The sequence below is a fragment of the Kocuria sp. UBA5001 genome, assembly GCF_002398425.1.
GTDB lineage: Bacteria > Actinomycetota > Actinomycetes > Actinomycetales > Micrococcaceae > Kocuria > Kocuria salsicia.
Genome location: NZ_DGYR01000010.1, coordinates 305 through 13137, shown reverse-complemented (window position 1 = coordinate 13137; position 12833 = coordinate 305). Strand labels below are relative to the sequence as shown.

Genomic DNA, 12833 nt, shown 5'->3' with positions numbered 1-12833 from the left:
GGCGACATGGATGCATTCGTACGGGCGCAATCCATTCCGGACGGCTTGCACTCCGTGGAACATGGACACGGTCTCGTCACCGACGTGCTGGTTGCCGACCGAGGCGCCGACGTCACCTTCGTCACCTTCAACGGGGCGGCCTTGGCGGGTGCCCCGCGGCCGTACTTCCAGGGAACGGGCCTCCTGGATGAAATCGAGGCACGAAGTGGGCCCGTCAATCGGGTACACGTCCACGATGCCTTGTTGCGCGCATCGGAGGAGCTGCGCATCGGTTGGTATCTCGGTACCCCCGAGGTAGATCTGGCCCGTGAAGTGACACGGCTCCTGACGAAGATCCTCGATCAATTGTGCAGGGGGCCGGTCATCCTCTTCGGGAGCTCGGCCGGCGGTTTCGCGGCTCTCACCCAGGGCGAGCTACTGACTGACACTGTGGTGGTCGCCGCGAATCCGCAGCTCAGCCTCGAGCGCTACGAGCCGAGTCTGTACCGCAAGTGGCTTGAGCTGGGTGGTTGGCGGGATCCGGGCGCACCCCTGCCTTCGCCCGGTGATGTGGAATCACGCGCGACACTGTGGGACGCCCCGAGCCGAAACACGCCACGGCACACGTACCTGTTGCTCAACGTCAACGACGATCTGCACCTTCACAGTCACGTCGTCCCGTGGCTGGGGGAACTGGCCACGCCCAGACCTCTGACGGCCGTGCTGGGTACCACGTGGGGGCCCCAGCACACCCCCGCTCCACGACATGAGTTGTCGCTATTCCTGGATCAGCTCGTCGCGGATCTTCGTGGGGGGCGGGAGACGCGGTCGGCCCGGGGCCTGGGGGAGGTAGTCATCCAACCAACGGCGCGCGGGCTCAGCGAGGCCATCGCGAATCTGCGGGGCATCGGCCCACAGGCCGCGACCGAGATCGACATACGCGGCCACGGTGCGCGTTTCGCGCTACGCGATCCCCAGCCGGGACGACCCGTCACCTTGAATGCCGGTTTGCGAGCGAGCGGCACCCATTTGCTGCGGTCCTTCCTGGTCTCCGTGGAGGCGGAACGAGACGGCACCACCTACACCCAGCCCATCGGACCCGCGGTATGGTCCGCGGATCCCTTGGTGCATCAATTCGTCTATCTGCCTCTTCGCGAGGGTCATACCCGATATATCCAGGAGTTCACTCCGCCACCGGACGTGACCATTGTGGCTGTCCGCCTCTGCCAGTGGAGGAGAGGCTCCCCGGCACAGGTTTTTCTGACCGACATCAATCTTCACACCAGCGATCACTAGCCCCCCGTAGCGTTCTAAGGATCCGTCGCATGAACCCCCCATCCCCGTTTCAGTCCGCACGCGCAGGCCTCTGGCACCTCCGCACGAAGGGCCTACCCGGTCTGGTGGAATGGCAGCGTCGCCAGGAATCTCTTACCGAGGTGCGGACCGCACTCTGGCATTTCCGACAGGGAGGCCCCCGCGAACTCCTCTCGTGGCAGATGCGTCGTACCAAGGTGACTCCCGCGGTGGAACCCCCCAAACCGAAGGCTCCCGAACTAGCCCATCGTGTCGACTTCGAGCCCTACGAACCTCGAGATGTCAGCCCCCGACGTCCGGACATCACCGCCGCGGTGATACTCGATGATTTCACCGCAGATGCCTTTTCCCACGAGTGGAACATCATTCGGCTGCGGCGGGATGACTGGGTCTCGCAGATGAAGGGTCAGAAAATCGATGTGCTCTTCGTCGAATCCGCATGGCACGGCAACGGCGACCAATGGGCACGGCTGATCGGTAAACAACGCTCCTACAGTCCTGAACTTCGCGACCTGGTCGTGTGGTGTCGGGCATCCGGGATACCCACGGTGTTCTGGAACAAGGAGGACCCGCCCCATTACGCCGACTTCGTGGGTTCTGCGGGGCTCTTCGATCTGGTTCTCACCACCGATTCCAACAAGATCCCCAAATACCGCGAGGATCTCGGCCATGATGCGGTGGCCGTGATGCCTTTCGCGGCGCAGACCGAGATCCACAGCCCGGCCAGGAACGGCGTGGAGCGCGACGTGCGGGGTGTGGCCTTCGGCGGAATGTACTTCGCCCACAAGTTCCCGCAGCGGCGAGATCAAATGAAGCTTCTGCTCGGAGGGGCCATAGACGCGGAGAAGAAGACCGGTGACCGACTGGAGATCTTCTCCCGGTACCTGGGCGAGATCGAGAAGTACCAATTCCCCGGAGAGCTGGGGGAGCACGTCGTAGGATCGCTGTCCTACGACCGGATGCTCCGCGCGTACAGGGCATACGAGGTATTCCTCAACGTCAACACGGTCACCAACTCACCAACCATGTGCGCCCGGCGACTCTTCGAGATCACCGCGTGTGGCACCTCCGTGGTCACCACACCGTCCGCGGCGGTCCGCGAGTATTTCGCGGAAGACGAGATCCTCGTGGCCAGTTCGCGCAAACAAGCGGAGAATCACCTGCGCTCACTCGTGCAGTCACCCGAGTTGCGAGACCGCATGGTTCACCGCGCCCAGCGCAAGATCTGGGACCGCCACACGTATGCGCACCGCGCGGAGGCCATTCTCGAGCAGCTCGTCCCGGACAAGCACCGCCCTCTCACCACGCCCCGGGTGAGTGTCCTGGTGCCCACGGTGCGTCCCCAGCAACTCAAGCACATCGCGCAGATGGTGGGACAACAAAAGGGCGTCGAAATCCAGTTGATCCTCCTGACGCACGGGTTCGACCCTTCCACCGACGACATGGCGCTGATGCGTGACGTCGCGGGTGTTGAGGTGGTGCAGCACACCGTGGCCGCAGACCGCTCCCTCGGATACATGCTCAACGAGGGGGCCGCGATCGCCGATGGATCGGTGTTGTCCAAGATGGACGACGATGACTACTACGGTCCCCAATACCTGAAGGACCTGCTACGTGCCAAGTTCCACAGCCGCGCGGACGTTGTGGGAAAGGCCGCGCATTACATGCACCTTGCGGACCGCGACATCATCCTGCGTCGCCAGCCGGACCAGGAGCATCGATTCGTGGACGGCATCATCGGACCCACGATCACGGCAGACCGGCAAGTGTTCCTCGATCACCCGTTCGGCGATCGCACTCGCGGGGAGGATTCTACCTTCCTGAAAGACGTTCGGGCCGCAGGTGGCGTGATCTACTCGGCCGATCGCTTCAACTTCTGCCAATTACGAGGCCGGCAGAAGCACACCTGGAACGTGCATGACGAGGCGTTCCTGGCCACAGGACGGGTCGAGGGATTCGGAGATCCCATTGCCCACATCAATGTCTAGTACCGAACGTCCGAGCTTGTTCGCACTGAAAGGACCGGGCAATCAGATGGACAACATCAACGACCTGATCCATGTGATCCAACACGAAGTGGACCTTGCGAGAACCGCGGCCGAAGAACTGCGTCAGGCCCGATCGGACAACGCGCGGTACCTGGAAGCGATCCGCGAGCGCGATGCACTGATCAGAGAATACATCGAAACCATCCAAATTCTCCGCTCCAAAGCGGCAGGGAGCGGGACCAGCTCATGAAGCACCTCAACATGGCACAGGAAGCCACACGCACGGAACACGGTCGAGCCACCGCCGAATGGATCGCCGAACGCAGCCGCCGCGCCGTCGAGCACTATGCCACGGAGGGCTTCCAGCGAGAATCCGCTCGGGGCCGAGTTGTTCCGTACCTGGATCCCGCCGCGCCCGACTTCGTCAAGCAGGTTTCGGAGGTGGCCGACTCCTCCCGCATGACCGATTTGGAATCTGTTGCGCGAGAACTTCCCGCATCGTTCGGGAGTCGCATGCTGCGGGTAACGCAGCGCCGAGTGGGCGTCGTCGGTGGCCGGGAAATCACGGACCTGGTGGAGGGCACGGCGGACATCCGCCGGCTGGGGATGGACAGTAATTCCGAGCACGTGAAAGAACTCGACGTCCTCTTGGTCGCTTTGCCTGTTGTGGGGCGCGAACCACCCTTGACCGCGGACGAACTCGATGTTCTGGCGCGGCGTATCATTCCCGCCGCGCGAGAGTTCGGTATCCCCACCGTGGGCATGACATTGTCCGATCCGTGGCGTGTGGACGCAACCCGCAAAATTGCGGGGACCGTCGATTGGCTCTTGACCACGGACCCGGAGGGCCCCAACCGGTACGACAAACACATGACGACGTCAGGGCGCGTCATGGTTGTTGATTCCCATTTCAATCCCCTGCGGTTCTCGCCGGTGGGGAGGGAACGGCACCGGGCCGGTGGAGCCCTGTTCTCCGGACGACTGCCCAGTACCGCCCAGCCGGACCGACTACGGGCGTGGCGGAGTATTCTCTCAGGTCTACGACGGCACGACACGAAACTGACCCTGGCCAGCTCTGCCGTGATGAACGGAGTTCCAGAAAAGTCACGCGGGCTTTTCCCCTCGGAGTACCTCAACTTCCTGACTTACCAACCGGATGATGAACTGAGGTCCAGGGTCCTGCGACTCTTCGACCTCCACGTCCTGGCGCACCTGCAGCCGGGCGCGGGGCACGCCCATCCCCTCGAGACGCTGGAGGCACTCGCCTCCGGGGGAGTGTGCATGTCCACGTATTCAGTGGCCATGAACAACGACTACCCGCACGTCTTGCTACCGGACGGATCGGACGACGCCGAGCTGGAAGTCGCATTGCTGGGCCATGATCGGCCGCATCTCAGGCGACTCCAGATGGAAGGTGTGCGCCGCGCCTTCGCCCGGCAGACGGCGGACCGCTTGATGTCCGAGATCCTGCGACAGACTGGGCTGGAAGACACCCCACGGAAGACCGTGGTGCTCTGGCGGGCCAATGAGGACGATTCGGACAGTGAGCTGTTCGCAAGCCAGGTCGTGACGCCTGACGTCGACCTCCGCCGTGTCGGGATGTACGAGCCGGCACCGGGTGATGCAGTCATCGACATCCGCGTGGGGCGTCAAACGACGGGCCACTACTACTTGGCTCAGGACCTGATCAACGCCTTCCGAATGGCTTCCGTGTCAACCGTGTGCATGAGCGTCGATGCGCCTGAATCCAGGGTTTTCGAGATCGTGTCAGACCACGAATGCAAGGAAGTTGACGTCGTGGCGTCATGGATCGGAGCGGACGAGGCGCAGTTCGACGGGACCTTCGTCATGGACCCGTCGGCGATTCAGCCTGGGGGGTGTAGCTACGCACCGGCCGGATTGGGGCGTCCCAAACTCCTGTCAGTCATCGTGCCCGTGTACAACAACGGGCCGTACCTGGTTCGGAAATGTCTGGAATCGCTACGCCGTTCCACGGCGTTCCCGGATATGGAAATCATCCTGGTCGACGACGGGTCGACCTCGCCCGAAACTCGCGCCATCGTCCGGGAAATGGCCGGCTTGTGGGATAACGTACGCACTTACCTCTTCCCGCCGGGTGGCTCCGGTAGCGCATCTCGGCCTCGCAACAAGGGCCTCGAGATGGCCTCGACCCCCTGGGTCACCTATTTGGATCCCGACAATGAGGGAGTCGGAGATGGGTATGCGGCCCTCTTGCGTATCTGTCAGGAAACCGGGGTGGATTTCGCCATAGGTGACATGCTCCGTTATGCCAAGACCCGCACCCTCACCAGGAACGTGGGAACTCTGCGATCCGCGATCCGGACGAACGAGCACGGTGTGGGGGAGGTGCCGCACGACGCTCTGACCCGTATCGATTTCCAGCCTATGAGTATCCAGGCACTAGTAGCCGACACCCAATGGCTAAAGTCTCTCCACCTCGAGCAACCGGTAGGGGCACTCGGGCAGGATTCGCTGTTCTTCCAGCAAATGCTTCACGGGGCTCGGACCGTCGCCCTGGTGGACAAACCGATTCACACGTATTACGGCGAAGTTGCTGGATCAATGGTGAATACCGTCACTCCCACATTCTTCCGAAAGTACATCCCCTTGGAGGAAGCGCGGAGTCGATGGTTACGCGAGCATGACTTGTTCGATGAATACGTTCGTCGGCGCATGCGGCGCTACGTGACCGTGTGGTTCCTGCCGAAGTTCAACAAGGCCGTATCCCTTGACGACAGGGAAGAAGCCTTCGAGCTGTTGAGATCACTCTGCGGGACGTACGGTTTAGAGCTCCGTTTCGCAGCAGACGGTGTCACCGTCACTTTGGATTAGCAGATCGCCAGCGGTCTAATGCGGAGAGGAGAACCGCCGCCCTGCCTCAATGCCCGGTCGTTGCAGCAGCACGTTAACCGCCGCAACGACTGGACGCCGTCACCTGATCCTTAGAAATCCCAACCGGCGCTGGAACCCATCGGATTCCGTGACCGTGATACTAACGTAGCTGAGGTATTTCAATCCCTCGTCGGACTCGGAATGGCGGACCAAAAAGGAGCACTCGGTCACTGGATCCAGTGCCGCATAGATCTTGAGCTTGCGCATTCCGATCTCGTCCGGCGGTTGAATCTGCTCGATCGGTCGTCCCTCAGCGTCTCTCTCCAGCCAATTACACCGGCCCTTGTCCGGGGCCGGGGATTCCAGAACTACCTCGGCGGCCCCGTCAGACCCGTCGAGGAACTGCAGGGACACTTTGGTGAACGGCTTGGGCGGGGTGACGGTGATTCGGTAACCGTTTTGCGTGGCAATACAACGCGCGTCGGACAGCATTTCAGACATGATGGGGATCCTTCGAGGTCTTGGAATAGCCCAGGTCCAGGCCTACTGTCTTGAACAGCAACTGATAAGAACTCCACGTGTCGAGGTCGTGGACCCATGACAAGGGAATCGTGAATCCTGACGCGTCCAAATCACCGCTCACCATGAGCAGCACGGCCAGCCGCCGATGCATCCGATCGAGACCGGGCGAGGGGGAAGACCCCACCATTGCGGCGTTTGTCGGAATCCACCCGTCACGGAGCAAGGTCATCGACCCAGCCGCACGACCGGTGTCGGGCAGATGCAGTGCGAACTGGGCAGAAGTGCCTCCCATATGGCTCCCGGGGTCATAACCGGGCAGGCAGTCGTCAACACGGATCTCGAGCGAACCGCGTCGCACATCCGCGTACTTCCAGTGCACGTTGGTGATCACGCGTGATCCGGAACCCGGAAGTTCTCGAAGGACCTCGAGTGTAGCCGGGGCAAGGTGATCCTGGGTGTCCACGGGTCCGCTGGCTGACGACCAGTATGCGAGTGCCTCGGCCAACCCCAGCCTCGGTTCGATGGCCTGGCTGAGCACCCGATCCACGATGAGGACCGGGGCAGAAGGCTGCGCGTCATATTCTCCCAGCTCATAGGACAGAGTCTGTCGCTGCAGCTCGTCCTGGTCTCGGTTGATTTTCACGCCGTCAGTCCCATCTCGATTGCCTTGCGATGAATGTAGGGCAGGTGCAACTTGGCCGTGGGTGAATACGCCTTTATCAGGCCGCTCGCTCGTCCCACTGTTTCCACGAGGTCGGCGAAATCGGCAGACCGCTGAAGGATGATTCGGCGTGTGCCTGCGCTGTTCGACAAGGAGAAACTCACGGCAGGACGGTGGGAACTCGAGAGCTCGGGTTCGTCGACAACGTCCTGCGGATCCGCGGGTTCCCAACAAACGAGGAACTCGTCCGGTTGCAGCTTGTCTCGTTCTGCCTGGATGAGGTTTTCAACTGCGTCGCTGAGAGCGACGAGCGGCTCGCCGCCGGTCTCGACCTCGTCCTCGCCGGTCGGAGGTAGCACGGTGAGCCCTCTCTTGATCCCTGAGGACTCCTCGTCACTTTCGATGACGTGATGAGGCACGTTCTTACGGCGCAAGGCCGCCAGTTGCGGCCACGTCACACCCGAGACCTGCAGCGGTGAGCCGACCTGTTCACCCGTGCCGGAGATGATGGAAACGGCTGATCCGGCACGATGTGGGAGCGGCAGATCAATAGTCTTCAGCATGTCACTGGGTCGCAGTTGAACTGTGCGCGTCACCAAGTGATCGGGTAGCCAGGGGCGCATGGTGGGGGTGGTTTTTACCGCGTCGACGGGGCGTTCTGTGGTCTTGGAGTAATTGTTCTGGGCGTGCTTCATGGTTTGTGGATCCACCCCGCCTTGGAACCACACGTGAGTCAGCCGCGCACCCAGCTTCTGCTGCTGGCCGTCCACCATGGTCACTTGCTTCTCATGAATCCGCCGCAGGGTCACGAACTGGTTGCAATGACGGAAACGGAACCCACTGCGCAATGCGCGAAGAGCCACATTAGTGTCGATCGCCGAGGAGAGGCTCTCGTCGTAGGGGATCTGCTCGAGGAGCGACTTCTCGACGAGCCAGCCCGGATGCCCAGCGAACCCCCCTGTCGGCAAGGCGCCGGCCGTCGTCGGCCGGGCGTCAGAGAAGTAGTACATCTGCCCATCGGAATCGTAGAAGTGCAGCAGGTTTCCCACGCAACCCTGGGCCGCGCCATCGAGACAACCGAGCTGGATCTCCAGTCGGTCCGGTCGCATGAGGTCGTCATCGTCCAGCACCGCGATGTAAAAACCCCGCGCCTCCTTGGTCCCGCGGTTGCGTGCGGCGGCGACCCCGGTGGCATCCTGATGGACGTACCGGACGCGGGGATCCTCGATCTGCCGCACGACGGCTTCGGTGTCATCGGTGGATCCATCATCGATAACCAGCACTTCGAGGCTACGAACCGTCTGATAGAGCGCGGAGTAAATGGATTCCGCGAGGTAAGCACTGCGATTCCTCGTGGCGATGACAACCGAGACCAACGGTTCATCCGTTTGTCCGGAGGTGGGAACATTACGAATCACAGAGTCATCGCTGTAGTAGAGATCGCGGTTCTTCTTAATGGCGGCAGCAACCCGCGAATCTTTAGCAGCCATACTGGGGATACGGTCGTGCCAGATATGGAAGAGCTCGTCCCCACGGTGTCCCACCCATTCTTGACGCAAACCTGTTCGCTTGAGCCTTTTGGTGAGATCGAGGTCCTCGCCCCCATAGGTGTGCATTCGCTCATCCAGTCCACCGATGCGCAGGAGAGCGGATCGAGGGGCCAGAACGAGACCGTGCCCCCACCGAGAATGGGATACGGATTTCTCGCGGAACAAAGCCCAGTCAGGTTCTGCAGTGGTGAGTGCGTATTCCGTCAGGTCCTCCGGTAGATCCCACACTTGTGAGTTGATGAAGGATTTCGGGTGAGCTTTAATTTGATCCAGGTGCGCCGCCAGGCTCCCGGGGGTCCAGATCATGTCCACGTCGTGCACCTGCACGTATTCGCCACGACTAACGGCCAACGCCCGATTGATGCACACGGACCTGTTCCAGTGGTCCGACTCCAGACGCAACCATTCAGCCCCCGACCGCTCGCAGACTGACCGCGCTGTCCCTGGGTCATCACTTCCAAGGTCCGAGACGATGACCTGCACAGACAGGCCCGGCGCCGCCGCAGCAAGCGACTCGATGGCGCGCCTGAGCCGGGAGACCCCCCTGTTGCGGAAGGGGATGATGACTGTCACGTCAACGAGGTCCGCGTCCTTTGTCGGAATGTTCATGGGTGCTCCAGTTCACAAGTAGCGATCGATGGTGGGGGGCCCGGACTCACGCCGGAAATTCGTGGAACTGCGCCAGGATGTTTTTGACCTCCAGGAACTCCTGCCAATCCGTGTAGGTGTAGGGCACGCACTGCGAGACCGCGGCCTCGTGGAGGGCGTGCGCGGCGAGCGAAGGGGAGACCCCCGAATAGAAATTGGTGTTGATTTTTTCGTAGAAATCCAACGACAGTGGCCGGATCCTGTTCAAAACGTCAGCCGGAATGTCTCCGACCAGGAGCGTGGTGTACTCGGGTCCTAGGACCCTGTACAGGTAGAAGCTCAGGAAATCATTGGCCAGATTCGTTCCGAAGACACCGAGCGGAGGTTGTTCCACGTTCACCGGGTCCAGACTGATGGGGCCTGGAGCGTGGCGAGCGGCGGCATGGAGAAGCAGAAGCTTCCTGGTGTGCTTGAGGCTTCCTGCTCCCGCGACGGATGCGAGACTCCGTAGTGCGAGTTCCGGCCTGTGGCTCAGGATGATCATGGCTGTTCCGACCTCGGTCAGGCCGATCACCGGGTTGAAGATGGTGAGCCCCGCCTGGTTGAACCACGCCTGCCTCAGGTTCCCCGACGTCATCCCGGCATTGAAGTGCCAGGGAGAGGCCTCCAAAATGGCACCGAAGGAGTAGGTTTGAAGATTGAGGTAGTCACGAAGCAGGATGGATCCGACACCCATGAACGACCACGTGTTGAGGCTGAATCCCAACTCGCGGAAGTTGGTGGAGATGGTGTGCGTCGGAAAGTCCTTGAAGAACTCGCGTTCGCGAGCGAATGGCCCGCCGAAGTCCAACGAGATTAGGTGGGCGTCCCTGGGTAGCAGGGCCTGTGCCGCCAGCGAATCGAACCCGCCGCTGAAGTTGAGGGCCAAGTCGTTGCGTTGCGGGGGAGAATCGCTTACGGGGCTGCGCGCAGCACCTGTGACCCACTCAGCCTGCGTCACGGATTCGACCGCCCCGCGGGTCTCCGGGGAGATGGCGTCCGAGAAAACCACGGTCGAGTACTTCGTCCCGAGCAGCGTTGTGAGCGCCAGGGCCACCAGATCTGTATCGAGCACCCAGTCCTGGGGGAGGGTGAACGTCAAACTGTCCGTGCGGGTCTCTTCGTGGAATGGAATGCTAAGCACACCGTTGGCAAACTCGATTTCACTGAACACTATTTTCAATCCAGGTACCTTCTGTGCCCGTTGATGGCGCCGCAACTTCATCTGGGCTGCTCGCCTTGTCTTGTCGTGCATCGTTCGCTGCTGCTGGCTGCGCTGTTGACTGAACCTGCCTATACAGTCCCTATCGGGGGGGCCCGGCTGAGGGTCTGCAGACATCGAAATCACTTGGGCGCATCCGTCCACACGGCGGGCCGACGCTCCCGCGCAGACGGTGGTGAAGTGGTGAAGGAGATTGCTCGAATGAACGCTTGAGATGCCGACTCCCACGACGATTTGCCCTGCTGGTTCGAGAGTGATCGGATGACGATTGACACCGCAGTTTCTCTTGTCAGGTCGTCCACAGTCACGTGAACGGGACGTTTGAAGGCGGCACCGTCCCAGGACGCAACGGGCCGCCCGTCGAGGTGAACTTCGAACTGGAATTGACCGACCGCCCGAAGATTGCAGTAGGGGGCATCGACGACGAAGGTCAGGGTCTGCGGCAGCATGGAGGTCGGGGCGAGGAAAGCCCGTGATGCGGTGGTGTGTGGCGTGAACCGGTAGGAAGGCAGGGAGAGCTCGTTTCCGACGGCATCCAATTCCAGAACCGGTCCAACTGGCCCCCTGACCTCGAGCGTGGCGCTCAGCTTGGCCGTGTCAGCCGCGGTGTGCCTGCCTTCGTGGGAAAGCCTCTCGTCCCTCATTTGCTCATACAGGTTTCGAACGTCGTTCTTGCCAGGGAAGTTCAGCACGGGCATGGAACGGTTGATGAGTTCCCAGAAGATGAATGACTCCTGGCGTTCCTGAAGCGTCATGGACAGTGAGATGTCCAGCAAAGCTCTGACGTTTATTGGGACAAGGGTCTGGAAGGCGAGATCGGTCTCGTTAAGAATCTCGGAGAGCCAACGACCGCACCGGATCTCCCAGTACGCGAGATCACGAACATGGTAGCCGTGGCGTTCGCCGTCGTAGCCCCACTTGCGAACCCCCTGGTCGTAGTACGCGCGCCTGTCCTCCGGTGAGACGTAACCCTGGTCACCCTTGGTGATCTGCATGTACAGGTTCTTGAGGCTGGCGAGGGTGTCGTTGTCCTCCGTGAGCCCCCAGTAGGCCCGGCCGATCTCGTACCCGTTTCCTCGGAGGTGGATATGTCCCTCCCCGGGGAATGCCGCTGCGTAGAAGGCGACCAGCCAGCGTGAATGCTGCTGCGTGGAGTTTGCCTTCAAGAGCGGTTCGAGTTCGCGAATTGTGTCCGTGTCTCGATTCTCCGACTCGAAGTAGCGGTGTTTGAATGACACGAACCTCTTGAGCTGCTCCACGAGCTCGCGGTCCAGTGCCATGGACTCGCTCCACTTCGAGCCGGGAATCTTCCTGGCCGTATAGGTGAAGAACTCTATTTCCTCCAAGTAGTCCGCTGACAGTGCAAGCGAGGTCCTGCTGTCGGCCCCACCAGTGATGGACATCACCAGGCTGCTGTCGAGTTCGCTGAGCCGGGCCAGTTGGTTCGACCAGAGCCGCTGGAATCTATCCAGCTTCGCCTCGAGGCCCCACCCTGCGTAGGCGTTCGTGGTGCGCGGGAAATAGCGATCTACGGTCCAGTCAGGCAGCCTCAAGCGATGGTTCGGTAACAACGGCTCGATACCGACATACTTTGTGTGATCCCAGCTGTGGGTGAGGGCCCGGGCCCCCTCGCTCTCCTTGCGTTCCCGGTGCGGGTGGAGAACGTTGATGAGGTGGGCATGAGAACTAACGGTGTTGAATTCTCTGGAGCTGTACACGGAGCGCATGCCCGCCGCATCGTGATAGACCTCCACCGCATCCTCTGCTCCCCGGAGGATGATGTGTCTTCCGCCCAGCTCGTCGAGCGCGGACAGAAACTGCTCGTTACTGCTGTTCCACTGCTTCAGAAGGTGCTCCGCGACAGTGCCCTTCAGCACCTTGTCTCCCGCGTAGAGGCATAGCCCATGGACGAGAACCCATCTGGGGCTGCCCTGGTCATAAGCAATATCTGGTGCGTAGTGCTCGTCGTACGAAAAGTGCCACGCAGCATAGGGAAGTGTCAGAGTGGACCATGCCTCCGGGACCTTGGGCATGTCTGTTACGCGTGTGATCAGAAAACCACGCGGGTAAGGGCGACGTGAGACCACGAGGGTCCTTTCGGGGGGGGGGGGGGGGGG

The 12833-nt window shown here is 61.3% G+C and carries 9 protein-coding genes; 4 read left to right on the top strand and 5 right to left on the bottom strand.

Features of this window, described 5'->3' with window-relative positions:
* Positions 1–6: 6 nt before the first annotated feature.
* The 4 genes from B3G12_RS06380 (at position 7) to B3G12_RS06365 (ending at position 6134) form a co-directional block, all read left to right on the top strand.
* Positions 7–1275, top strand: coding sequence for a hypothetical protein (locus B3G12_RS06380; RefSeq protein ID WP_290499736.1), 1269 nt, complete (start codon positions 7–9; stop codon positions 1273–1275).
* A 227-nt stretch (positions 1276–1502) separates the two neighbouring features.
* Positions 1503–3281 (top strand): glycosyltransferase, encoded by a 1779-nt coding sequence (locus B3G12_RS06375; RefSeq protein WP_290499735.1) that lies wholly within the window; start codon positions 1503–1505, stop codon positions 3279–3281.
* A gap of 46 nt (positions 3282–3327) precedes the next feature.
* Positions 3328–3531 (top strand): hypothetical protein, encoded by a 204-nt coding sequence (locus B3G12_RS06370; RefSeq protein WP_239321573.1) that lies wholly within the window; start codon positions 3328–3330, stop codon positions 3529–3531.
* Positions 3528–6134, top strand: a complete 2607-nt coding sequence (locus B3G12_RS06365) for a glycosyltransferase family 2 protein (RefSeq protein ID WP_290499733.1) — start codon at positions 3528–3530, stop codon at positions 6132–6134. The genes B3G12_RS06370 and B3G12_RS06365 overlap by 4 nt, the downstream gene beginning before the upstream one ends.
* 99 nt (positions 6135–6233) lie before the next feature.
* On the opposite strand, the gene B3G12_RS06360 is transcribed toward B3G12_RS06365, so the two are convergent.
* The 5 genes from B3G12_RS06360 to B3G12_RS06340 form a co-directional block, all read right to left on the bottom strand.
* Positions 6234–6635 (bottom strand): hypothetical protein, encoded by a 402-nt coding sequence (locus B3G12_RS06360; RefSeq protein ID WP_145004647.1) that lies wholly within the window; start codon positions 6633–6635, stop codon positions 6234–6236.
* Positions 6628–7299 carry a hypothetical protein gene (locus B3G12_RS06355; protein WP_290499732.1) on the bottom strand — a complete coding sequence of 224 codons (672 nt, stop codon included), beginning with the start codon at positions 7297–7299 and terminating at the stop codon, positions 6628–6630. Before B3G12_RS06355 ends, B3G12_RS06360 begins: the two co-directional genes overlap by 8 nt.
* Positions 7296–9476 (bottom strand): glycosyltransferase family A protein, encoded by a 2181-nt coding sequence (locus B3G12_RS06350; protein WP_290499731.1) that lies wholly within the window; start codon positions 9474–9476, stop codon positions 7296–7298. Before B3G12_RS06350 ends, B3G12_RS06355 begins: the two co-directional genes overlap by 4 nt.
* 46 nt (positions 9477–9522) lie before the next feature.
* Entirely contained in the window at positions 9523–10749 is a 1227-nt protein-coding gene (locus tag B3G12_RS06345) for a hypothetical protein (RefSeq protein WP_290499730.1), read from the bottom strand.
* 89 nt (positions 10750–10838) lie between these two features.
* Complete coding sequence (locus B3G12_RS06340) at positions 10839–12593, bottom strand: hypothetical protein (RefSeq protein ID WP_290499729.1); 1755 nt, start codon at positions 12591–12593, stop codon at positions 10839–10841.
* Positions 12594–12833: the final 240 nt, after the last annotated feature.

Coding starts and splice junctions, on each gene's coding strand:
- B3G12_RS06350 (WP_290499731.1), bottom strand. CDS start 9,476: ATGAACATTCCGACAAAGGACGCGGACCTCGTTGACGTGACAGTCATC.
- B3G12_RS06360 (WP_145004647.1), bottom strand. CDS start 6,635: ATGTCTGAAATGCTGTCCGACGCGCGTTGTATTGCCACGCAAAACGGT.
- B3G12_RS06370 (WP_239321573.1), top strand. CDS start 3,328: ATGGACAACATCAACGACCTGATCCATGTGATCCAACACGAAGTGGAC.
- B3G12_RS06345 (WP_290499730.1), bottom strand. CDS start 10,749: ATGCACGACAAGACAAGGCGAGCAGCCCAGATGAAGTTGCGGCGCCAT.
- B3G12_RS06380 (WP_290499736.1), top strand. CDS start 7: ATGGATGCATTCGTACGGGCGCAATCCATTCCGGACGGCTTGCACTCC.
- B3G12_RS06365 (WP_290499733.1), top strand. CDS start 3,528: ATGAAGCACCTCAACATGGCACAGGAAGCCACACGCACGGAACACGGT.